At 43.9% G+C, this 20,833-nt stretch carries 24 protein-coding genes and 1 riboswitch; of the genes, 18 read left to right on the top strand and 6 right to left on the bottom strand.

All coding sequences use genetic code 11. The annotated features are described in order from the left end of the window. The 3 genes from H6F41_RS18835 to clpB all read left to right on the top strand — a co-directional run. Window positions 1-180: hypothetical protein (locus H6F41_RS18835; protein ID WP_206754054.1), on the top strand; the 180-nt coding region annotated here is incomplete at its 5' end. Window positions 181-208: 28 nt separating this feature from the next. Continuing rightward, window positions 209-1,651 (top strand): DNA repair protein RadA, encoded by a 1,443-nt coding sequence (radA, locus tag H6F41_RS16680; RefSeq protein WP_190404600.1) that lies wholly within the window; start codon window positions 209-211, stop codon window positions 1,649-1,651. 72 nt (window positions 1,652-1,723) lie between these two features. After that, complete coding sequence (gene clpB, locus H6F41_RS16675; RefSeq protein WP_190404599.1) at window positions 1,724-4,399, top strand: ATP-dependent chaperone ClpB; 2,676 nt, start codon at window positions 1,724-1,726, stop codon at window positions 4,397-4,399. Between the two features lie 48 nt (window positions 4,400-4,447). On the opposite strand, the gene aroC is transcribed toward clpB, so the two are convergent. After that, window positions 4,448-5,530 (bottom strand): chorismate synthase, encoded by a 1,083-nt coding sequence (gene aroC, locus H6F41_RS16670; protein WP_190404598.1) that lies wholly within the window; start codon window positions 5,528-5,530, stop codon window positions 4,448-4,450. 350 nt (window positions 5,531-5,880) lie between these two features. On the opposite strand from aroC, the gene H6F41_RS16665 reads away from it, so the two are divergent. After that, on the top strand, window positions 5,881-6,810 hold the full coding sequence (locus H6F41_RS16665) for a hypothetical protein (protein WP_190404597.1): 930 nt from the start codon (window positions 5,881-5,883) through the stop codon (window positions 6,808-6,810). A 134-nt stretch (window positions 6,811-6,944) separates the two neighbouring features. On the opposite strand, the gene H6F41_RS16660 is transcribed toward H6F41_RS16665, so the two are convergent. Then, the gene (locus tag H6F41_RS16660; RefSeq protein WP_190404596.1) at window positions 6,945-8,495 is read right to left on the bottom strand and encodes a tyrosine-type recombinase/integrase; all 1,551 of its coding nucleotides are present in this window, start codon (window positions 8,493-8,495) and stop codon (window positions 6,945-6,947) included. A 3-nt stretch (window positions 8,496-8,498) separates the two neighbouring features. Then, window positions 8,499-8,678, bottom strand: coding sequence for a hypothetical protein (locus H6F41_RS16655; protein WP_190404595.1), 180 nt, complete (start codon window positions 8,676-8,678; stop codon window positions 8,499-8,501). Between the two features lie 274 nt (window positions 8,679-8,952). On the opposite strand from H6F41_RS16655, the gene H6F41_RS16650 reads away from it, so the two are divergent. The 3 genes from H6F41_RS16650 (at window position 8,953) to H6F41_RS16640 (ending at window position 11,015) form a co-directional block, all read left to right on the top strand. Continuing rightward, entirely contained in the window at window positions 8,953-9,621 is a 669-nt protein-coding gene (locus tag H6F41_RS16650) for a cytochrome b/b6 domain-containing protein (RefSeq protein ID WP_190404594.1), read from the top strand. Window positions 9,622-9,840: 219 nt separating this feature from the next. After that, entirely contained in the window at window positions 9,841-10,803 is a 963-nt protein-coding gene (locus H6F41_RS16645; RefSeq protein WP_190404593.1) for a ParA family protein, read from the top strand. A gap of 20 nt (window positions 10,804-10,823) precedes the next feature. Beyond that, the gene (locus H6F41_RS16640; protein WP_190404592.1) at window positions 10,824-11,015 is read left to right on the top strand and encodes a hypothetical protein; all 192 of its coding nucleotides are present in this window, start codon (window positions 10,824-10,826) and stop codon (window positions 11,013-11,015) included. Here H6F41_RS16640 and H6F41_RS16635 read toward each other — a convergent pair. Next, window positions 10,940-12,598: a cation:proton antiporter gene (locus H6F41_RS16635; RefSeq protein ID WP_190404591.1), complete on the bottom strand. Its 1,659-nt coding sequence runs from the start codon at window positions 12,596-12,598 to the stop codon at window positions 10,940-10,942. The genes H6F41_RS16640 and H6F41_RS16635 overlap by 76 nt on opposite strands. 93 nt (window positions 12,599-12,691) lie before the next feature. Then, a riboswitch (Fluoride riboswitch) is annotated at window positions 12,692-12,769 on the bottom strand. Window positions 12,770-12,921: 152 nt separating this feature from the next. Here H6F41_RS16635 and H6F41_RS16630 point away from each other — a divergent pair. The 7 genes from H6F41_RS16630 (at window position 12,922) to H6F41_RS16600 (ending at window position 17,714) form a co-directional block, all read left to right on the top strand. After that, window positions 12,922-13,824, top strand: coding sequence for a FecR family protein (locus H6F41_RS16630; protein ID WP_190404590.1), 903 nt, complete (start codon window positions 12,922-12,924; stop codon window positions 13,822-13,824). A 224-nt stretch (window positions 13,825-14,048) separates the two neighbouring features. After that, entirely contained in the window at window positions 14,049-14,375 is a 327-nt protein-coding gene (locus H6F41_RS16625; protein ID WP_190404589.1) for a hypothetical protein, read from the top strand. Beyond that, window positions 14,375-16,366: a hypothetical protein gene (locus H6F41_RS16620; protein WP_190404588.1), complete on the top strand. Its 1,992-nt coding sequence runs from the start codon at window positions 14,375-14,377 to the stop codon at window positions 16,364-16,366. The genes H6F41_RS16625 and H6F41_RS16620 overlap by 1 nt, the downstream gene beginning before the upstream one ends. 277 nt (window positions 16,367-16,643) lie before the next feature. Then, window positions 16,644-16,886 carry a hypothetical protein gene (locus H6F41_RS16615; protein WP_190404587.1) on the top strand — a complete coding sequence of 81 codons (243 nt, stop codon included), beginning with the start codon at window positions 16,644-16,646 and terminating at the stop codon, window positions 16,884-16,886. A gap of 32 nt (window positions 16,887-16,918) precedes the next feature. Then, window positions 16,919-17,239: a hypothetical protein gene (locus H6F41_RS16610; RefSeq protein ID WP_190404586.1), complete on the top strand. Its 321-nt coding sequence runs from the start codon at window positions 16,919-16,921 to the stop codon at window positions 17,237-17,239. A 67-nt stretch (window positions 17,240-17,306) separates the two neighbouring features. Beyond that, window positions 17,307-17,465 (top strand): hypothetical protein, encoded by a 159-nt coding sequence (locus tag H6F41_RS16605; protein WP_190404585.1) that lies wholly within the window; start codon window positions 17,307-17,309, stop codon window positions 17,463-17,465. Window positions 17,466-17,471: 6 nt separating this feature from the next. After that, on the top strand, window positions 17,472-17,714 hold the full coding sequence (locus tag H6F41_RS16600; protein WP_190404584.1) for a hypothetical protein: 243 nt from the start codon (window positions 17,472-17,474) through the stop codon (window positions 17,712-17,714). A gap of 69 nt (window positions 17,715-17,783) precedes the next feature. Here the strand turns inward: H6F41_RS16600 and H6F41_RS16595 are convergent, their stop codons facing one another. Continuing rightward, window positions 17,784-18,026 carry a hypothetical protein gene (locus H6F41_RS16595; RefSeq protein WP_190404583.1) on the bottom strand — a complete coding sequence of 81 codons (243 nt, stop codon included), beginning with the start codon at window positions 18,024-18,026 and terminating at the stop codon, window positions 17,784-17,786. 5 nt (window positions 18,027-18,031) lie between these two features. Next, window positions 18,032-18,742, bottom strand: coding sequence for a CAP domain-containing protein (locus tag H6F41_RS16590; RefSeq protein ID WP_190404582.1), 711 nt, complete (start codon window positions 18,740-18,742; stop codon window positions 18,032-18,034). A 321-nt stretch (window positions 18,743-19,063) separates the two neighbouring features. Here H6F41_RS16590 and H6F41_RS16585 point away from each other — a divergent pair, with 321 nt between their 5' ends. From H6F41_RS16585 to H6F41_RS16570, 4 genes are all read left to right on the top strand, one after another. After that, complete coding sequence (locus tag H6F41_RS16585) at window positions 19,064-19,276, top strand: helix-turn-helix domain-containing protein (protein ID WP_190404581.1); 213 nt, start codon at window positions 19,064-19,066, stop codon at window positions 19,274-19,276. Window positions 19,277-19,339: 63 nt separating this feature from the next. Beyond that, a complete protein-coding gene (locus H6F41_RS16580; protein WP_190404580.1) occupies window positions 19,340-19,591 on the top strand; it encodes a hypothetical protein in 252 nt (83 codons plus the stop codon). Beyond that, window positions 19,591-19,833, top strand: coding sequence for a hypothetical protein (locus H6F41_RS16575; RefSeq protein WP_190404579.1), 243 nt, complete (start codon window positions 19,591-19,593; stop codon window positions 19,831-19,833). Before H6F41_RS16580 ends, H6F41_RS16575 begins: the two co-directional genes overlap by 1 nt. A gap of 224 nt (window positions 19,834-20,057) precedes the next feature. Further along, window positions 20,058-20,756, top strand: a complete 699-nt coding sequence (locus H6F41_RS16570; protein ID WP_190404578.1) for a hypothetical protein — start codon at window positions 20,058-20,060, stop codon at window positions 20,754-20,756. The last annotated feature ends 77 nt before the right edge of the window (window positions 20,757-20,833 follow it).

Raw genomic sequence — 20,833 nt, 5'->3', positions numbered from 1 at the left:
ATCAGTTCCCACTGGTTATCGGTTAAGTCTGTGGGGTATGATTTTTTTGTTGCTTCCATCGGTCTGTCTTTGTTTTCTATATTGACAGGCTATACCTTTGGCAGCTTTTTTATACCTTTGGCGTTGCTAAAAACTTCTCAAACACGCTCTAACTCTATTAAATTTTTGTCCTGTACTTAGCAGGCTGATATAGAAATATATTTAAATAATGGCAAAAGCAAAATCTCGATATGTATGTAATAGCTGCGGTGAAGACTTCCCGCAGATGTACGGGAAATGTCCCGCTTGCTCCAGTTGGGGAACCTTGCAAGAGGAACTAATTCCTGTCATCTCCGCAAATACAAATGCGATCGCAACATTTTCTCATCTCGGTACAGCCAAATCTGCGGGTAAAGCCAAACCTAGAGAATCCTTAACACTCTCGCAAATTACGGACAATGACCAAGCGCGATCGCCTTCTGGTTATGAAGAACTCGATCGCGTTTTAGGTGGTGGCATTGTGGCGGGTTCCCTTGTGTTGATTGGCGGTGAACCAGGAATTGGAAAAAGTACGCTATTGCTAGGCATGGCGCAAAAGCTCATGTCACGCTATCCCACACTGTATGTCTGTGCCGAGGAGTCAGCGCAACAGGTGAAATTGCGATCGCAACGATTGGGCATCTTAGAAGAGAATTCTGATGATCTCTATTTATTAGCGGAAACGGATTTAGAAACGGTCTTAAGAGAATTGCAATCTCTCCGCCCCAAGGTTGCTGTAATTGACAGTATTCAAGCGCTCTACTTCTCTAACTTAAATGCTGCCCCTGGTTCCGTTTCCCAAGTACGAGAATGTACGGCTGCCCTAATGCGAGTGGCGAAGCGGGAGAATATCTCACTATTTATCGTTGGTCATGTGACTAAGGAAGGCTCGATCGCAGGTCCTAAAGTTTTAGAACATATGGTGGATACGGTTCTCTATTTTGAAGGCGATCGCTTTGCCACCCATAGATTATTGCGATCGGTCAAGAATCGCTTTGGGGCAACACAGGAAATCGGCGTATTTGAAATGATTGATCGCGGCTTGCGTGAGGTTTCCAATCCGTCCGAGTTATTTCTCGGCAATCGTGATGAATCTGTACCTGGAACTGCCACAATTGTCGCCTGTGAAGGAACGCGCCCGATTGTGGTGGAGTTGCAAGCTCTCGTTAGTCCTACCAGTTATTCTTCGCCGCGCCGTACCACTACAGGGATTGAGACTAATCGCTTTCTGCAAATCCTTGCCGTACTCGAAAAAAGAATTGGCATTCCCTTATCCAAACTTGATGCCTATGTGGCGGCGGCAGGTGGTTTGAATGTGGCGGAACCAGCCGTAGATTTGGGAGTGGCGATCGCAGTGGCGGCAAGTTTTCGCGATCGCACCGTTGATCCGCGCACAGTGATGATCGGTGAAGTGGGATTAGGCGGACAGGTGCGACCCGTATCGCAGTTGGATTTGCGATTAAAGGAGGCGGCAAAACTGGGTTTCAAACGGGCCATTATTCCCAGTATGCAGGTGATGCAAAATTATGGGATGGAAATAGTACCTGTAACTAAGGTTTTAGATGCGATCGTGGCGGCGTTGCCCCGTACTAAGTTTGAAGTTGTGAAGTCCAGTGATGAGTCAGAGGGTTGATGGTAGGCAATAATGTAAACTTATCTTAACCAACCTTAGTAATTACACCCGATTCTCCTGTAACCAAAGCCAATGCAACCAACCGACCCGAAGAAATTTACTGAAAAAGCCTGGGAAGCAATCGTCAAATCGCAAGAGGTCGCCAGACGATCGCAACATCAGCAACTCGAAGTCGAACATCTGCTGATGGCAATGTTGGAGCAGGAAGAAGGCTTGACTGCCAGTATATTTGCAGTAATGGCAGTGCCGATGGCAAGGGCGCGGCGACAGGTTGAAGAATTTTTGCGGCGACAACCCCGTGTGGCAAGTCCTGAGCAATTGTATTTGGGGCGCAACCTTGAAGTATGGCTCGATCGCGCCGAGGAAAGTCGGAAGAGCTTTGGGGATGACTTTATGTCGATCGAGCATATGCTGATCGGTTTGGTGGATGATGATCGGCTTGGGAAGCGTTTGTATCGAGACCTAAGTATCGATCGCAAAAAATTAGAAGAAACGATCAAGTCATTGCGTGGCAGTCAAACCATCACTGACCAAAATCCTGAAGCGAAGTATGCGGCTCTGGAAAAATATGGACGTGACCTCACGACACAGGCCAAAGAAGGTAAGCTTGACCCCGTAATTGGGCGTGATGATGAGATTCGGCGGGTAATGCAGGTGCTATCACGACGGACAAAAAATAATCCTGTGCTGATTGGTGAACCAGGGGTGGGTAAAACTGCGATCGCAGAGGGACTGGCGCAGCGCATTATTCGTGGTGATGTCCCTGAATCTCTGAAGGATCGCACGATCATTAGCCTTGATATGGGTTCACTGATTGCAGGTGCCAAGTATCGAGGGGAATTTGAGGATCGGCTGAAGGCGGTTCTAAAGGAAGTTCTCAATTCTGACGGCAAGATCGTTCTATTCATCGATGAGTTGCATACGGTTGTGGGTGCAGGGGCTACGCAGCAGGGAGCGATGGACGCAGGCAATTTGCTCAAACCAATGCTGGCGCGGGGAGAGTTGCGTTGTATTGGTGCGACCACCCTTGATGAATACCGTCAATATATTGAAAAGGATGCTGCTCTAGAACGACGTTTTCAACAGGTAGTCGTTGATCAACCAACGGTCGAAGATACGATCTCAATTTTGCGGGGACTAAAAGAACGTTACGAAGTCCACCACGGTGTCAGCATTTCCGATTCGGCACTAGTAGCGGCGGCAACGCTTTCTAATCGCTACATTACCGATCGTTTCTTGCCAGACAAAGCAATTGATCTAGTTGACGAATCAGCGGCAAAGTTAAAAATGGAAGTTGATTCTCGACCCTTAGAACTCGACGAAATTGATCGCCGCTTGATGCAGTTGGAAATGGAAAGATTGTCCTTGCAAAGAGAAGGTGGCTCTACACCCATCGAAAGAACCGAAGCCGAAGGTAAAGTTGTCTATAAAACCAAAAGTGGTAAGGCAGTTCAGGAACGGCTGGATCGGCTGGACAAAGAGATGAATGAGTTGCGCGAACGTCAAATTAATCTTGATGATCGTTGGCAACAGGAAAAAGACACGATTGACAATTTGCGATCGCTAAAGGAGCAGATTGATCAAACGAAGTTACAAATTGAGCAAGCTGAGCGTGAGTTTAATCTCAATCGAGCAGCAGAACTGAAGTACGGCAAGTTAACGGAACTAGAGAAAAACCTCGATGAAGCTGAATTAGAACTGAATCGAGCAAGAGCCGATGGTTCAATTTTATTCCGTGAACAAGTTACCGAAGATGACATTGCTGAGATTGTGGCACGTTGGACAGGGATTCCCCTCAAAAAGCTATTACTATCAGAACGTCAGAAACTCCTCACCCTAGAAAAACATCTCCATGATCGGGTAATCGGACAAGAGGAAGCCGTAAGTTCCGTAGCATCAGCAATCCGCCGCGCCCGTGCAGGCATGAATGATCCCAATCGTCCCCTTGGATCCTTTCTATTTTTAGGCCCAACGGGTGTCGGTAAAACTGAACTTGCTCGCGCCCTTGCCGAGTTTCTATTTGATTCCGATGCATCGATGGTGCGGATCGATATGTCCGAATACATGGAGAAACACTCAGTTTCGCGCTTGATTGGTGCGCCTCCTGGCTATGTCGGCTATGAGGAAGGTGGACAATTTTCGGAAGCAGTGCGTCGTCATCCTTACTCAGTGGTGCTATTTGATGAAGTCGAAAAGGCACACCCTGATGTATTCAATATTCTTTTACAAGTGCTGGATGATGGGCGAATTACCGATAGTCAGGGTCGCCTAGTTGATTGCAAAAATACAGTAATCATCATGACCAGTAACATCGGTAGCGATCGCATTTTGGAAGTGTCTAAGGATTTACCCGCCGAGATCGATGGTGACTCCCGATATGATGAAATGCGCGATCGCGTACTTGACGTACTTCGCAATCATTTTCGTCCTGAATTCCTCAACCGTATCGATGAAACGGTAATCTTCCATGCCTTGCGCCGCAATGAAATCCGCTCGATTGCCACATTGCAAATTAAACGCATTGAAAGCCGACTTAGCGATCGCAAAATCTCCCTACAACTTAGCGAAGAAGCCAAGGACTACATTGCCAATATTGGTTACGATCCTTCCTACGGTGCGCGTCCACTCAAGCGAGCTATCCAAAGAGAAATCGAAAATCCGATCGCAAATAAAATTCTCGAAGGAACGTTCGCGGAAGGACATCAAATTATGGTGACCGTTGAAGAAGACAAACTAGTTTTTAACTAGTTGTCTTTGCCTGTTTCCCAACCTTTGGCGGGGAAACAGGCTATAGGTTTAAAGCGCCACTGTTTTTTGAGTGAGATAGCGATCGCACAACACCAATGCGACCATCGCTTCCACCATCGGCACAGCACGAGGCAGCACACAGGGATCATGGCGACCACGACCTGTCAGTGTTGTTTCTTCACCCGCAACCGACACAGTTTTTTGTTCTAGCAAAATAGTTGCCGTTGGCTTAAACGCCACCCGCAAAATAATATTTTCTCCATTGGAAATACCACCCTGAATTCCGCCAGAACGATTAGTGCGCGTCCGTAGACGATCACCATCCATGTAAAACTCATCGTTATGTTCTCGCCCAGTGAGATGCACGCCATCAAATCCTGAACCAATTTCAAAACCTTTACTAGCGGGCAAAGACATCACTGCCTTAGCCAGATCGGCTTCTAATTTATCAAACACAGGATCGCCCAAACCCACAGGCACATTTCTCGCCACGCATTCCACCACACCGCCAACCGAATTGCCATCTCGACGGATCTTGTCGATGAAATCAATCATGGTTTCTGCCATGGCAGCATCAGGACAGCGCAAAATATTGCTCTCAACCTGATCCATAGTCACTGTATTCGGATCAATATCAGGCGCAATCAAATCCTTGACCTGTCTGACATAGGCAATGATCTCTACACCCGCGGCTTGCTTTAGAATTTTTTTTGCGATCGCACCTGCGGCAACCCGCCCAATCGTTTCTCGCGCCGATGATCGGCCGCCACCTTGCCAATTACGAATCCCATATTTAGCCTGATAGGTAGCATCGGCATGGGAAGGACGAAATTTTTCCGCCATTTCGGAATAGTCTTGGCTACGCGCATCTTTATTTTGCACCAATACCATAATCGGCGTACCAAGGGTTTTACCTTCAAATACCCCCGACAAGATCTGGGCGCGATCATCTTCACGGCGAGGAGTCACAATTTTGCTTTGACCAGGTTTGCGCCGATCAAGGTCAGTTTGAATATCAGCTTCACTCAACTCAAGTTGTGGTGGGCAGCCATCGATGATTGCGCCTACACCGCCGCCGTGGGATTCCCCAAATGTCGTGACGCGAAATAAATGCCCGAATGTACTACCCATGTTTAAATATTGAATCCTAAAAAATAAATGATAGCCAAGGTTTGACCATCACTTATTTTATAGTAATCGTCTGTTGCTTCAGATATAGCCAAGATAATCGCCTTTGAAGGAAACATAGATAACAAAGTAAGTTTTGCAACCAGAATATGAGTTGCGGCGCAACTCTCAACTCGCTTCTTATTTTTGGGTTCATACTAGCTAACTCTTTTTTTGCTATAGAGCATCTTTGGTAAAATTTCAGGTAATTACTTAGCCTTTAAATAGCCCTAAAATTTCACTGTGAAAGCATATTCAGCCGCGTCAATTCAAATATGTAATACTACTAGTAAGCAAATTTAGAGGATAAAACTATGAAGCATTCTCTCGGAAAGCAGTCTTCCCAAATCCTAAATTCTACTAAGTCCACCACTCTAAATTTGCAAACTAGACCTTTCGCACCATCTCAGACAGATCTAGATGAAGAAATTCACCAACACTCGCAAGCCCCTTCGTCAGAAAATGTACTGGAAAAATTAATAGCAACTCCAAGTCTGGGATCACAAAATATGCCGATACAGAGGAAGTCGCAGAACCGCCTTAAGTTAGCTCAAACCAAGAGTAATTTGGCTATTCAAGCAAAGCTAAGTATTGGCGAACCAAATGACAAATATGAAAAAGAAGCCGATGCCACGGCAGCAAAGGTAGTTCAGCAAATCAATTCTCCAACACCATCTCAATCTGTGCAACGTCAAGAAACTCTAGAGGAAGATGAACTGCAAATGAAGCCAATTTCTCGTTTGCAGCGAGATATGATGGAAGATCAAATGGAAGAAGAGGAAGAGGAAGATTCAATTGCTCATGAAATCACTCATCTTACTCAGCATGGTGGGATAAGCAGAAAAACTTTACAGCGTAAGTTTATTGCCGCCCCAAAGATATTTACCGCAGTTTCTTTTGATCAAAAGCATTTACATGAAGGCAAGCCCACTGATAAGCAAGCTGAGGAGCGTTTTAGACAACGAGGGCATTGGATCAATACGTTGGTTTCACAAGCAGGTTTGGCACAGCAAGTTAAAGCCAACAAAAGGGATATAACTGCTGGTGGAATTGTAACCCTAAGAACAGGTGGCGGTATTGCTAAGGTCTCTACTTGGAGAGATCCCCAAGATCACGACAAAGGTGTGAAGACAGTCCAAACGCCAACTATAGATGTCAAGTCGGCTGTAGATGAAGATGGTAAAACCAAAATCTTTCACTTGCATGATGCAGAACCAGTCGAAGAAGGATGGAGTACAGTGTAAAAAAACAGGTACAGAATATTCTGAGGAATTGAGCTTAGAGTTTGCCCTCAGTTCATCTGCGGCATTCCATTGCGGCATTCCATAAACGTTTTTCTAAATCAGTTGTATTAGAAGCCATTTTTAGAACATTATTCCTAAATCAGATCGCCTAATAAACTTGATACCTCACCTTGCATATTAGTGCGGTTATCGTCATAGAGCATTAATGTATCGAGCTTTTTATGACGCGAGAGCTTTTGAACTTTACGAACATTGCCATTGGTGGCATCAAGGGCTGCCGTGATCGCCGAGTGGCGAATACGGTGGGGAGACATTTTTTTTGCAATTCCAGAGTCTCGCGCCAGTTGATCGACAATTTGGTAAATTGCTGTGCCAGTCAGTCTGTGACCATGGTTGACGGGATCGAGGGAGTGGAATAATGGTCGATCGTTACTTTTTGTCTTAATTTGAGATAGCCAGTCTTGAATTGCGCTAGCAGTTCCTAGGCTAAGACTAATGAGACTCTTTTGAGAGCCACGTCCTTTACCTAGAATTTGTAGCGATCGCAATTCTGGGTCAAAATCACCAATATTCGCGCTGACTACTTCGTTACGGCGCAAGGCATTGTCCCAAAGTAGTCGCAAAATGGCAAAATCACGTTTTCCCTTAATGGTATTTCTATCTATTTTTAACAACATCTGACGAATACCATCGGGCTTAATACCAGTGGTGTCGCGGTAGGTTTGGACTGTTTCCGTGGGAATGTCATCTAGATTCCAAGTGCATTTCCCTAACTTGGTGGCAAAATTTACCAAGGATTTGAGAGCAGATAGACGACGGTTAATTGTGGATTCTTTTAAGCCCAGAGTAATCAAGTCTGATTTGTATCGCAGGACAATTGCGATCGCATCAAAGCGGTTGAGTTGCAAAAATTGGGCAATCACTGCTTCGGTGGGCTTTTGTCCATAGGCAGCAAGGAAAAAGTAACGTAAATCCTTTTCGTAGGCACGTCTAGTGTTGAGACTCCGTTTGTCTGCTAGCAGAGAATTAAGAATGCTGGGGTTAAGTTCAGTTAAGGCATAGGGAATTGCGCTTATTTGAGTCTCAATAGTATCTAAATGAGTCTTGTCTTGATTCTCGCATTCTAAATTAGATACAGAATTGGACGCAATAACCAGTCTTGATTGAGTCTTGACTGTCTCAATACTGGTCTTACTATGTGTCTCAATATCTTTTTTTAAGGCAAGATTCAAACCATATTTATCTTGGCTAAATCGTAGCTGTTCAGGTGCGATCGCATTGGTAATCCCTGCATGATTCGCTGCTCGCTTAACAATCCCATAGATAGCAGTTCCCGTGAGCCTATGCCCATAATTAGCGCGGTCTAGGGATATGAATAGCGGTGTTTGAGTATTTTCATGCTCGCTAGGAAGATGCGTGAGATTGAGCCAGTCTTGTAATGCGGTGGCTGTGTCTAAACTGAGACTAATAATTTCTTTTGGGTTGGACTGACCTTGCCGCTTGTAGCGTTGAGCAACCTTTAGCGATCGCAATTCATAATTAAAATCAATGATATTGATTGCGGCGACTTGTTGGCGCTTCAGCGAATTATTAATTAGTAAATGCAAAATTGCAAAGTCACGCTGACCTGCCAAGGTATTGCGATCGCAAACGGTGAGAATACTCTCTGCAATGTCATTTTGCATGATTTATTTGCTAAATACTTTGTATGCGATCGCCACTAAAACGACTAATCCTAAGAATGGCAACCAGTTATAGCGCACCCAATAAATCAAACTATTAAAAAAGTAACTAGCTTCACGAGATATCCAAGAAGCGATGACAATCGCGCCCACAAACATCGCAACATACATCAAAATCTTTGTCATTTACTTTTTCCCTAGAGAATTCTCTTTAAAAACGAGTCTGTAACAAACGCAATACAGATCAGCGTGATTATTCCATATTGCTCACCAATGCCAAAACTCAACCATTTTAGAGATTGAGCAATAGATGAAGCGCTACCAGCATTACCTTCAGTAAAACGCATCATAATATTAAATACAAGATGCGTAAAACTAATGGCTAAGATCTTACTTATTAGTTTTTTATTCATTCTTATTTTACTTGTAATTCACCCGTAATCACCATCATAAAACGCTTATGTCGCGAACTATTCCATACCAGCCTGTGCTTTTACGATTGCTACATATTGCGATCGCCATATTAGTCTTTGCCTCATTGATTACAGGTTTTATGGTTTATGACCGTTTTGACAAGCGATTTGGCACACTCAATTTACCCGTGATTCCGAATACGCAGGGCATCCATGGCACAATTGCCCTAACTTTTCTGATTGTTTTACCGATATTTGCGATTTACTGCTTTCATGTGGGCTATCGCCGATTGGTACAGAAGGATTCCCTCAATCAACTGCAATCTGTTGGTAAACCAATCTGGTGGGTATCACTCCAACGTCTTACTAATACCTTAATTCTAGTTTCGGCGACCTTTGCAGCAATTACAGGACGAATGATGAAGGAGGAATGGCTGCCATCAGGTGAGTTAGATAGGGCTTGGTACATTGGACATTTAATTGCTTGGCTAGTAATGCTCATTAGCGTCGCTATGCATCTGTTAATGAGCGCCAAAGTGGGCGGCTTGCCATTATTGTTATCAATCTATAATTGGAAAATCCGCGCCGAAGATATACCTAATGCTTGGTTTAACAACATTCAACTAAAGCCTTCTAGCAATGTGCTACTTGTTTTTGAACTGTTAGTTATGGGTGGAATTGCGATCGCATTCTTACTGCCTGCGATAAGCAGCTAGCATATCCCTCAAACCTATGGCACAAGCACAGCTTACACCATAGGTTTGAGGGATTTACATGATTTAGTCATTTTTTACCGATGATTTCGCAGTCCAATAGTGTATTGTTGACTCACTTAAAAATGATCTGATTAAAACTCAAGAGACGATTAGTGCTGCAAAGCGCTGCCAATCGCGATTCTAAGTAACTTAAAACCGTATTTTGTGAGTATTGAAATAATGGGAAAAGTAATAGCAACAGTAAATATGAAAGGTGGAGTTGGTAAAACTACCTTAACTGTCAATATTGCCACCTGTTTGGCGAAAATTCACCGCAAAAAGGTTTTAGTAATCGACTTAGATACACAAATTAGCGCGACTCTCAGCATGATTTCGCCTGCTGAGTTTGCCAAGTGCCGCAAAGAAAACCGCACATTACGCAATCTGGTTAGTCAAGCAATTACTCGTTATGGTGTTCAGGTCACTGACCCCGAAGAAAGAGTCTACCAAATCAAAGATCTTGCCATTCCCCATGTATGCAAAGTTCAAGGCTTAGACCTATTAGTGGGTGATATTGACCTATACGATGAGTTTCTCGTGTCAGAAATGCTCTATAACCGATCGCTCCTCTATGACCAAAAGCAAACCTTTCAGCAGACTTGGAGTAAGTTTGAGCAAACTCTCATCAAGGGTATTCTTGAACCTGCGATGAAAACCTATGACTTTATTATTCTTGACTGCGCTCCTGGTTATAACCTGATTACTCGCAGCAGCATTATCGCCAGTGATTTTTACTTGATGCCCGCTCGTCCTGAGCCTCTGTCTGTAGTTGGTATTCAGCTCTTAGAAAGACGTATTGAAAAATTACGGGATGTCTATCGCGAAGATAATTCTGTAAATATTCAACTTTTAGGAATTGTCTTTAGTATGTCTACGGGTTTTACGTTAAATCGGTACTATCAGAAGGTGATGGATCGCGTTAGTGCCGATTTTAGTGCTGCCAAGATTTTTAAAACCAAGATTCCCAATGATGTCAACATTGCGAAAGCCGTTGATACGTTTATCCCTGTATCTATATCTCATCCCAACTCTGGCGGCGCAAAGGCTTTTGCTGATGTCACGTCCGAGCTTTTACAAAAGTTAGAGGTTTCTCTCGGCAAGAAGGAACAAACATCAAGATTAAGTCTTGTCGATTTGGAATAGATAATTTGTAAGTGTCACAAATGCAAAAAAATATAGAAAACTGCGATCGCAATTTACCCACCCCATCACAAAATACTCCCTGTCATCATTGCGATGGCAAGGGATATATCCAAATCCGTGATTGTTCTGGCGAAATTCAACGCGAAGAAAATTGTTCGTTTTGCGAAGGTACAGGTGTTAAGTCATCCTCCACAATGACGACGGGCAATTGACTCATTTCTAGGACGGCTTGCGATACTGAACCCACCAGCACTTCATCAAAGGTTTGATGTCCGCGCTTACCGATGATTATTTCTGATACACCGTAGTTTTGTGCCTGATTGACGATTGCTTCAGGTACAGAACCCGATACTGTCAAAAATCGATGCCGAATATCTGCTAAATGTGTTTGTACTAAGTCTTCAAGTTTGGCGATATCGTCAGGACGATGATCACGGATTACATATAGCGCAATTACTTCCGCATCATTGCGCCGCGCTAGTTCTGCCGTTTTGACTAAGACTTTTGTTGCTAATCCAGAGGTATCGATCGCCGCTAACAGAACAATTCGTTTTGCGATCGCAACTTTAGTTGGGTCAACCTCACCTCGCTCTAGCAACTTTGGCGCAAAGGTCGGAATTGCCCATGCCCCCAGTGGTGCAGTTACCAAAATCGATAAAGCTGCGATCGCTAAAATTGTTTCCCCACCTGCAAGCCCTTGAGCAAGGGGGATTGCGCCAATCGCCGCCTGTACTGTTGCCTTCGCAGAGTTCCCTGATAATAAAAATATTCTTTCCTGCAAATTCCAATTACTACCTAATGTCGATAGATACCAACCCAGTGATCTGCCGATAAATGTGCCGATTGCCAAAATCACCAGTCCCACCATGAGACTATTGCCTAAAACATTGAGCTGAATACTTGCACCAAGTAACACAAACAAAAATATTTCGGCGATCGACCATAGGCTATCAAATCCACCGCGTAAACGTCTGGCGAGGGGTGCATTCATTTCAATCAAGAAAAATCCCATTGCCATGACCGCCAAGTAACCAGAGAAAATCGGTAACTTTTCGGCAGCCACAACCAACAATAGGGCAATACTGGCAGCCACCAAGGCATCCTGCACCGCATTTTGAGTCCAGTTTTGTCGAGCCAATAGGGAAACTAATATTTTGGCAGTCAGCCATCCCAAGCAAATCCCCGCAACAATCTGGATCGCAACTTGGAATGGGAGTAACTGCAACGGGCTGAGGGTAATTCCGAAGATGGTGATTCCTGCGGTGGATGTGGCGGATAGAAATGCGATTAATAGACTAAATACTAAAAGCAGCAATACATCTGACAAGGCACTGCCCGTCAAAATTGCATCGGGAATACCTTTTTTGACTCCCCAGCCCAAGCTTTTGAGGCGTAACATTGCTGGCACAATCACCGCAGGAGATTCTGCACCAATGATGCAACCGAGTAATAAGCCTGTTGTAAAGTCAAACTTTAATAACCAAATCGAAGCAATTGCGATCGCAATTGCTTCACAAGCAGCAGGAAACAGCCCTAATCGCAATGCCACAGTTCCCTGTTGCGCTAATTTTTCACGATCAAGCCCTAGCCCTGCCTTCATCAAAATCACCATCACGGCGATCGTTCGCACTGTATTCGCCCCTGCCAATATGTCTGGACTAAGTACATTCCCAACTTGAGAACCCAGCAAAATACCAACTAGCACCATCCCAACCAATGCTGGAATCTTTAATCGTCGGGCTATTTGCCCAACAAAGAAACCCATTAGCAAAATCCAAATAATACTTTCTAGCATCACGTTACTCTGAAAATATGAACGTGACTTGTGGCGACAAGATAAGAAAAGACTTTTTACGCTTCCATAGCCCTACCCTTCCGCCACAAGTCGGAATAAGTAGGAGCCATCAGCTTTTAAATTAAGTATTAAATTAAAGCGGTTTCGGCAAGCTCCATTGCCATCAACACTTTTATACCACGGGACGTATCAAGTTAAAAAGTGGGTACTGGTCATTAAATTAGTGGGAGGTTTGACATTAGATATAAAGTTCACTTGTAAACTTATCGTGACTCTGCCAATATCTATGGAAATGCAGTATAGCCTTAAATCAAGATATTTTAATGAAAACCTCTTTGTTGATTTCTGTTGTGGCGATCGCGCTATTTAGTTGCGAATCTCAACCAACTCCATCTCCTTCAGCGCCTTCAGCTTCTGTAGCTATTGCTACGCCTCAGCCTAAAGCAATTCAAGAGAAGGCGATCGCGAAAGTATCATTAGTTGAAGAAAAGCCAGTGTCAGTAATATCAAAGAAAGATAACAAAGAAACTGATGCGAGTCTTGGGATGGGGCTATATGTAGCTGATATAGTGCGGACACAAGGAAAAGGAAAAGCTCAAATCGAATTTGATAATGGGGTAGGATTGCGGATTGGTGGCAACTCAGTTGTACAGATTAAACCAAACAATCGACTTAATCTTACCGAGGGCGAGATGCTCACTTGGGTAAAACCAGGTTTAAAAGTTCCAACTGAAATATCTACAGCCTATGCCTCAGCTACAATTCGAGGGACAACAGTCTATGTCGAAATCCCTAAAGACCTCAACAAAGGTATTAGGTTTTTCTCTTGGGAAGGGACGGTGGTAGTCAAGCTAGCCAATCAGCCGAAAGAAATTATTTTGTTAACTGGTGAAGAAATAATTGTTACGCCTAACTCCACAAATTTGCCTGTTGTCAGACGGATGGATCTAAATGAGTGGGAAGAAATCTCTAAAACAAGTTCGTTGTTGAGAAGCTTTGCCTCTCCCTTACCCACCCAAAAGATTATTGATAACCTTGTTCCCGGACAGGCGAGCCTTGATCAAACTCCTCCAGCGAGACAACCTAAGGTTGAGAATAGCCAAGAAAGTCAAGATAATCAAGATAATTTGGACAGCCCTAAAGATGCAGATGACAGAGATAGGGATGACGATGACATAGACGACGATGATAAGGATGATGACATGGATGACGATGATGATGACTAATAAATTGCTCCTTCTGCACGATCATCGGTAATCGCTGTAAGCAAATCTGTTAATCACTAAAAGCTAGTAGACTCGTCCCATAACGAAAAGCCTGAGTTTATGGGTTTGGAATTAAGCTTACTAAATTAATAAGCTTGCGTAAATAACCAGCGCTCCCCTGAAATCCTTATATAGCAAGGATTTCAGGATTTTTATTTATATATCCATACATAAGATATGCTTATATGTGTTCATCAGTAATTGAGTTTTTGATTATGCTTTTAGATCGTGCCAAGATTCCCGCCTCAATCACCACACATGAGCAACTTATTACATGGGCTGCGTTGGCTATTCGATTTAACACAACTACATTAACCTTCGTTCGTCAAGCCAATGAAGAGCCGACCAGACTTGCCGATGTTGGCATTTTTCGAGATGCAGCAGGTGATGATCGTGTAGGTATTTTGGTATATCCCTCTCTTAACGCTAATTGGCAAAATTCAGCGACGAAAATTTGGACACAAGCAAACCCTCTCAGCACGTCGGCACAAGCTGCGGCTTTTGATTCCTAATGGGAGCGCTACCAGTCCCTGTCGGTCAACCATTTTTGAGGGCGCTCCCTAATGTGCGCCCAAATCCTTTTACGGCGGTGCCAAGCGGTACAAGTCTATTCTTGCCGCCACGTCCACCAACATCTATACCTTTGCCTCCGCGTACTCCCCCTCTAAATTTTGGTGCTTTGGGTGGTTTCTTCAAGGGTTTGTCTATCCTTGGGGCTGGATTGCTTGCGCTTGATCTGATCGGTCAAGGCGGTGCATATCAATGGCGCGATAATTTGATAAATCAAATTAATGGGGGGAATTCAAATCTTAAAAATGGGGCTCCTCCATTTAGGGGGGGGCAAAGTGTCGGTGTATCTTACTATGTGTATGTTGAGGTTACCTACACGTCTGGAAACAAGGCTGTCTCAGCAGGGATAAACGTTTGGTCTCCTGATATCACCCTTGACCAATTAATATCAGCAGGTCAAGTAATAGGCTATACAGGTGCTATCACGGGCGTAACTTTGGTTCGGATATCCGCTTCTCAGTGGAGATATAGGATCAACGGAATCAATTCAAACGCAATCTTCAATGCTAGTACAAGCGAAAATATTCCCGTGTCTGCGGCTATCAAACAAATTAAGAGGGCTGATGGGCAGCCGGATACAGGGGGGGATATATCCGGCCCTGTGTCTGGCGAAAATAATAATCAGGGTTTTACTCCACCTGATACTTTTCAGCCATTTGTGGATTTGGGGTTTCAGGGTGTGGCGGATACTTTGGGCTTGGGTAAGCAGCCAGTAGCGCCGCCGCCTCAACCTAAAAAAGATGTGCCACCTACGGTTGTGCCATTTACACGCCCAAAGCCTAAAAAAGATGTGCCACCTACGGTTGTACCATTTACGCGCCCAAAGCCTAAGACAAACCCTACTCCAACACCTCAACCACAAGAGCCTGTTGTAGTCCCTCCACCTACACCAATTGAGACTCCTACAAAATCTCCTGAAGAAGCGCCGCGCAAAGCTCCTGTAAAGCCTACGGCTCCAAAATTTCCGCCTGCGCCTGTCAAGGACCCGACTAAGGAGCCTTTGCGAGATCCAACAAAGACTCCTATTGTCGATCCGACTAGAGACCCAAACAAGACTCCTATTGTTGATCCGACTAGAGACCCAAATAAAACTCCTATTGCCGATCCGCCGCAAGACCCTGCGAAAAACCCTGATAAAAAAGTTGCTCCTGTCACTGTCCCAGTTACCAGTCCTACTCCTAACGTTTTTAACACCACATCTATTACTTATTTGCAGAACACGACCCTGCAACAGACTGTAAACAACTACAATCAGACGATCCAAAACATCACTGTTATTCAAACTAATCAACAGCGAGACAAGTGCTGTCCTCCTGAGTTTTCGACTGTTGCTGTTAAACGTTTTCTAAACTGCCAAAACGGGGCTGCTAGATTTAGAACAGAATTAGTGTCTGTACTGAAAGGTACGGAGGAACAAAACAGGAAATTATTTGAGGCGATCGCAAATACTGAGGCTTTGCAATGTATTGATTGTGATTGTGATTGTGTGGCGGCTGTGCCTGAATGGTGGCAAATTCGCCCCGAAGGTAAACGCCCTCAGATGGTGTTGCAGTTTTGCGAAAAATTTGCCAATGGTAAGTACGGCGCTCCCAAGTATGCGATCACGATTCCTCATCCAATCGCCGTGGCGAAAATATCAAGCTATCCTCTCAATAAATACAAGAAAGGGAACTTTGAAGGAGAGTTGAAATTAGCAGATAATTCCAAAGTTATCATCAATTGCATTTCCAAAGTGGAAGCTGAAAGAGTTCTATCTATAATAAGAGGAACTATTAGGAGTGATTTGCTAAGAGGTAGTAGTATCAAGCTTTCGGAGCGTAGAGGCAAGCCAATAGAACAGAAAGAAGTGTTTTTGAGGATTGCTACTTACTTTAGAAATGGAATTGAGAACGCTAGTGATTTTACTTGGAAGTCGAAGTTTAATTTACCTTAAATGGAACTATGGCATATCTCGCATTTTTTAGGAGAGATTATTGGAAGGTTGCAGGAGAAGTTAAAAGGATCTCTGTCAGTGCTTATGCAAAAAAATACAAATACTCTGAGGCTACCGTCCGCAAGTATTGCGATCGCGGTAAGATATACGCCCTAAAATTCAGGGGGAGATGGCTGATTGCCGACAAACCAGTCGGAGATTAACGCACGACTAGCCGAAACCTTTACGGTGCAAGGGTTGTGGGTTAGGCTAAACCCATTGATTTTATAGGTTAACTATGTCTGTATTTGCTCCCGGAACTGGCGGCGATCTTAAATCTGCAACATTGCCTGCTGCTTTGCTTGAATTGGCTACGAAAGTACAACTAGCTGAGCAAGCAATGACTGAACCTTCCGACAATATCCAAATTTCGACTAACGCTGAAGGCAATCTTGTGTCGATTAGTGTTAGTTTGCCGATCGAGCAATCTGTCGCTACCGACGGCACTATCAAGATCGTCGCAACCGACTACATTGTTTAACCCTTAACAAAAACCTTGGAGGGTGAAAAAAAATGGCTGCATTTCCTTTGTTTCATGGCGTTGGGATTGATGGTAAAAAATATGGGTTCCGTGCTAGCGATACCGCATACCCAAGCGCGATTCTCACAACTCTTGGATTAACCAAGGTTGCTACTAATGGCACTGTCCCCACCGATGTCTTGCTGCTCCCTGATAATCAGGTCAAGGGTTTCTTTGTACGAATCAGGGTAAGGCTTCAAAATGGCAAAAGCCTAGCTAAGTTTGCTGCTGCTAATAAGGCAGGCGCTCTTAATGCTTTGAAAGGTAAGACTACTAACGGCTCTAAAGTGATTGACGTTAAATTCACAGGTTAACCATTAAAGATGGCTGTCAACTGGCAGCCATCTTTAATGGTTTTGCAATAAATTTCGCGGATGGACAATGAATAAATCGACTGTTCCCCATGACAAGCTGACTACTTATACCAGTTTGGCTACGGTTGTTTTTGCGACCCTTGCTGGCAGTGGTGTACAGCCTCAAGTATTTGGGCTTTTAGCTGCTGTGTCTCACGCGGTAACTGGCTTTTATACAAACAAGTGATGAATTATGCCCCCCTTAGTCTTGGAAATTGGTGTCGCGATTGCTCTTGTCTCTGCTTTGGTAAAGACAACCACTGCGATAAATAGGATCGAAAATCAGCAGAGGCTGGGGCATATTGAGCTGTTGGGCAAGCATGATGTTCTGAAAAGCAAGCTCGATTTTATTGAAAAGGAAGGGCTTGAGCTGAAGCAAGAAATCAAGGAGTTAAGGCGGCATCGGTATACTGATACCGATAACCGCACCAACTAAAAGAGGCGATCGCAATTTACCGCGATCGCCTCTCTTGTTTTTGGTGTCACCGTAATTGGTTACGGTTAGTTAACGGGATAAGAAAAACTCACTAAGCGCTTTGACGGCTGGGGACAGGATGACAACGGCGGCGGCGGCGCTGATTAGTCCAAAGGCTAGGTTTACCACTTGTACCGATGACTTTTGGTAAGCGTCTATTCTGATGTTTGCCTCCTTGATGTCAAATTCTAGCTTTGCAAATTTCTGGTCTACATCGGTCTTTAGTTCTTGGATTCTGTTTAAAACTTGCTGTTGAAAGTCTTCTTGCGACATTGTTTTTACCTGTTGAGTTTATATTTGCTTTGCTGTGGAGTTACTTCCCCTTGCTGTGGAGGGGCTGCTTCCCAATGCGCCCTCCCTTCTTTTGCCGTGTAACAGCCTTTGCCAAATTGCTCATGATTTAACCCTAGAAATACACATTTATTCTTGTCGCAAGCCACCGCGCCTGCTAGGTGCATGTCGTAGAGCAGATTGAATCTATGTCCCCTGCTCTCCATCCATGCGTCAATTGAGTCACTCATTGTCTGCACGTCTATAGATCCGTAATCTCCCCCAGTGGCAACATAAGTGTTTATGTTTTCTGCCAAATAATCATCGTTTTTGAATCCATAGCTAAATTTCATCGTGTCAGCACAGGTCTTAGTCTTAGGATTCATATGATCGTAATAGCCATACTCATTCATATCCTTTGCCCTTGCCATTGCTAGAGCATAGGCTTTGGAGCTGTAGTTAATTTGCGGCTTTCCGTATTTTTTTCTGATGGTGTTGATTTCTTGGATAGCCCTCTTTGATAGGTCTTCTGAGCTTGGGATAACTACCCCGTAGGCTTGAGGCACATGACCTAAATGCTTTTGCCCTACATATTTGGCATTTGTCACAGCAGCTAAAAGCAATGTACTTACAAGAATCAAAAAACCTATCTGCTTTTTTTCAAAACGTACTCGTTGATTACCTTTTACCTTGCGTCTACGCGGCTGGTTTGGTTTCATCGTCAGATGCCATTAAAAAGTAAAAGTAAGTTTTAGCTCTAGATGGCAACGCTTCAACTATACGTTCTAGGGTTGACGAGTTTAGATCTTTGTGTCCTCGTCTAAACTTACTTATTTGGTCAGCGCCGACATTTGCACGCTCTGCTACATCTATGGCGCTCACGGAAAACGCTTCAAAAACCGTGTTTAAAGAGTCTCTAAATTTCATTTTGACCTCTCGTCTAGAGTTGCCTATGGTCAATTATCACCTTTATGGTAAGAAGTCACAACGTAAGAACACACAATAGAGGTTAGTATTTTAGTAAATAGTAACTTCGCACCATGAACAAAGAAAATTTAATTGAAGCGTCTTTGCCTGAATTAGCAAGGGTTACAGGCTTAGATAAATCCAATCTAGCCAAGATCCTCAAAGGTCGTAGAGTTCACGAAATCACTCTAGACAAAATCTCTAAAAGCCTTGGAATGCCTTCCCATGAAGTGTTAGAGGTTATCAATATAAGAAGATCTAAGCTAATGGTGACTTCACACCATTAATAAGCTATATTGCTTTTATGGTAAGAACGCACCATAAAATACACAACCATTCAAACTACCCCCATGACACAACCACTCGGATACTACGGATTGAAATTTGAGGCAGATATTGAGGCTGAACTAATGGGGCTTAGAGATAAGCCTTTATTAGAGCTGCTAAATGATTTAGTTGCGTCGGTTCGGTTTCACACCTCATTTTCTACCTACTGCATTTCGGCTGATGCTGATGAAGCCATTGAGGCTTTACCCAAGGTGCAGCGCCTTGCTCTTGTTCGCTGGATTTGCACACGTATAGAAGCCGAGGAAGTTAAGTAATGAGTAGCCATTTCGATTTCCACTATGCCAAGTACAAAGAAGCAGGGCAAAGGATGAGCCAAGAGTGCGAACCCAAAGACTTTAAGCGGTGGCATGACATCAGAGAAGCATCAAGAAGTGCGATCGCCCTTGATGCAGGCATTATCGACACCATTCCCCATGATGGCTGCATTAGAGGGGCGGCGCTTTACCAGTTCATTTTGTTGATTAGGCGCTATGAATTGGGAGAAATTGCGGCATGAGAATACACGTCTGTATGGACTGCTATAGCTTGGTTTTATCTTCTAGGACAAATTTCCCTTTTTGCTTTCATTGGGACAGTTTCGAGCTTGAAGGCGGATACCCAAGAATCAATATTTGCTGGAAAGGATTTTTCTTTTCCGTAGATGACTTTTAACTAACCACTGCGATCGCAAATTTGCCTATGGGGAAATTGAGATCGCAATTTTTTTTATCAAAAAACACCATGTATATAGACACAGACACGGAGAAAATTCTAGACAGCTCAGACAGAGAACAACGAGCGCTAGAAATTTTAAAAAAATTACCCCCAAGGCTCGCCCATGACTACGACCTTTTGCGCGATGTTGGCAACTGCCTAAAATCCTGCGGTGACGATCTGTTTTACGAGTGGTATCAATGGGGCTTTGAAAACTATTCCCCATACTGCGACGGCACACTAGAAACCAAATCCAAACGCCTGAAAGAATGGCACAGCTTTGAAGTTGAGGGAGACGGCACGATCCGCCTATCTCAGATTGATACCTATACACCTCAAAAAGAGCTATCAGCCAAAAGCGCTGTATATACGAGGCTTCAGAAAATGTGGCAACACCGCTTGCGGCTAAATACCATGTCAAAAGAAGTTGAGCTAGACGGACAAAGACTTACCCCTGACTACCTGTACTTAGACCTACTCAAGTACGGCATTTGCTCATCAAAAGATTTCGTAATCGACTGTGTAGCACAGATGGCAGTGGCAAATGAATACAACCCACTAACAACCTATTTGGATAAATGCCATGGAGACCACAAAGAAACATCAATACTGGACAACATTTCAAGCGAATACTTTGGCACAACCGAGCCGATCTACAACACCATGGTGAAGAAGGCACTAATCGCCGCCGTCGCCAGAGCCTATAGAACCCATTTGGTATCTTAGGAAGAGTAATGAAAGGGATCAAACATGGGATATAGCAGTAGCCTAAGCGATAAAGAGTGGGAGATTATTGAACCTCT

Origin of the sequence: Pseudanabaena mucicola FACHB-723 (assembly GCF_014696385.1) — a bacterium.
Lineage (GTDB): Bacteria > Cyanobacteriota > Cyanobacteriia > Pseudanabaenales > Pseudanabaenaceae > Pseudanabaena.
Note: the sequence above shows the minus strand (reverse complement) of the source record. Positions and strands in the feature narration are given on the sequence as shown.

Excerpts from the sequence above, each read along its gene's own strand:
- H6F41_RS16625 (WP_190404589.1), top strand. The coding sequence starts at position 14,049 with ATGTGTTCATCAGTAATTGAGTTTTTGATTATGCTTTTAGATCGTGCC.
- H6F41_RS16645 (WP_190404593.1), top strand. The coding sequence starts at position 9,841 with ATGGGAAAAGTAATAGCAACAGTAAATATGAAAGGTGGAGTTGGTAAA.
- H6F41_RS16640 (WP_190404592.1), top strand. The coding sequence starts at position 10,824 with ATGCAAAAAAATATAGAAAACTGCGATCGCAATTTACCCACCCCATCA.
- H6F41_RS16665 (WP_190404597.1), top strand. The coding sequence starts at position 5,881 with ATGAAGCATTCTCTCGGAAAGCAGTCTTCCCAAATCCTAAATTCTACT.
- H6F41_RS16600 (WP_190404584.1), top strand. The coding sequence starts at position 17,472 with ATGCCCCCCTTAGTCTTGGAAATTGGTGTCGCGATTGCTCTTGTCTCT.
- H6F41_RS16615 (WP_190404587.1), top strand. The coding sequence starts at position 16,644 with ATGTCTGTATTTGCTCCCGGAACTGGCGGCGATCTTAAATCTGCAACA.
- clpB (WP_190404599.1), top strand. The coding sequence starts at position 1,724 with ATGCAACCAACCGACCCGAAGAAATTTACTGAAAAAGCCTGGGAAGCA.
- H6F41_RS16570 (WP_190404578.1), top strand. The coding sequence starts at position 20,058 with ATGTATATAGACACAGACACGGAGAAAATTCTAGACAGCTCAGACAGA.
- H6F41_RS16655 (WP_190404595.1), bottom strand. The coding sequence starts at position 8,678 with ATGACAAAGATTTTGATGTATGTTGCGATGTTTGTGGGCGCGATTGTC.
- aroC (WP_190404598.1), bottom strand. The coding sequence starts at position 5,530 with ATGGGTAGTACATTCGGGCATTTATTTCGCGTCACGACATTTGGGGAA.
- H6F41_RS16580 (WP_190404580.1), top strand. The coding sequence starts at position 19,340 with ATGACACAACCACTCGGATACTACGGATTGAAATTTGAGGCAGATATT.
- H6F41_RS16630 (WP_190404590.1), top strand. The coding sequence starts at position 12,922 with ATGAAAACCTCTTTGTTGATTTCTGTTGTGGCGATCGCGCTATTTAGT.
- H6F41_RS16585 (WP_190404581.1), top strand. The coding sequence starts at position 19,064 with ATGAACAAAGAAAATTTAATTGAAGCGTCTTTGCCTGAATTAGCAAGG.
- H6F41_RS16650 (WP_190404594.1), top strand. The coding sequence starts at position 8,953 with ATGTCGCGAACTATTCCATACCAGCCTGTGCTTTTACGATTGCTACAT.
- radA (WP_190404600.1), top strand. The coding sequence starts at position 209 with ATGGCAAAAGCAAAATCTCGATATGTATGTAATAGCTGCGGTGAAGAC.
- H6F41_RS16590 (WP_190404582.1), bottom strand. The coding sequence starts at position 18,742 with ATGAAACCAAACCAGCCGCGTAGACGCAAGGTAAAAGGTAATCAACGA.
- H6F41_RS16605 (WP_190404585.1), top strand. The coding sequence starts at position 17,307 with ATGAATAAATCGACTGTTCCCCATGACAAGCTGACTACTTATACCAGT.
- H6F41_RS16610 (WP_190404586.1), top strand. The coding sequence starts at position 16,919 with ATGGCTGCATTTCCTTTGTTTCATGGCGTTGGGATTGATGGTAAAAAA.
- H6F41_RS16575 (WP_190404579.1), top strand. The coding sequence starts at position 19,591 with ATGAGTAGCCATTTCGATTTCCACTATGCCAAGTACAAAGAAGCAGGG.
- H6F41_RS16635 (WP_190404591.1), bottom strand. The coding sequence starts at position 12,598 with ATGCTAGAAAGTATTATTTGGATTTTGCTAATGGGTTTCTTTGTTGGG.
- H6F41_RS16660 (WP_190404596.1), bottom strand. The coding sequence starts at position 8,495 with ATGCAAAATGACATTGCAGAGAGTATTCTCACCGTTTGCGATCGCAAT.
- H6F41_RS16595 (WP_190404583.1), bottom strand. The coding sequence starts at position 18,026 with ATGTCGCAAGAAGACTTTCAACAGCAAGTTTTAAACAGAATCCAAGAA.
- H6F41_RS16620 (WP_190404588.1), top strand. The coding sequence starts at position 14,375 with ATGGGAGCGCTACCAGTCCCTGTCGGTCAACCATTTTTGAGGGCGCTC.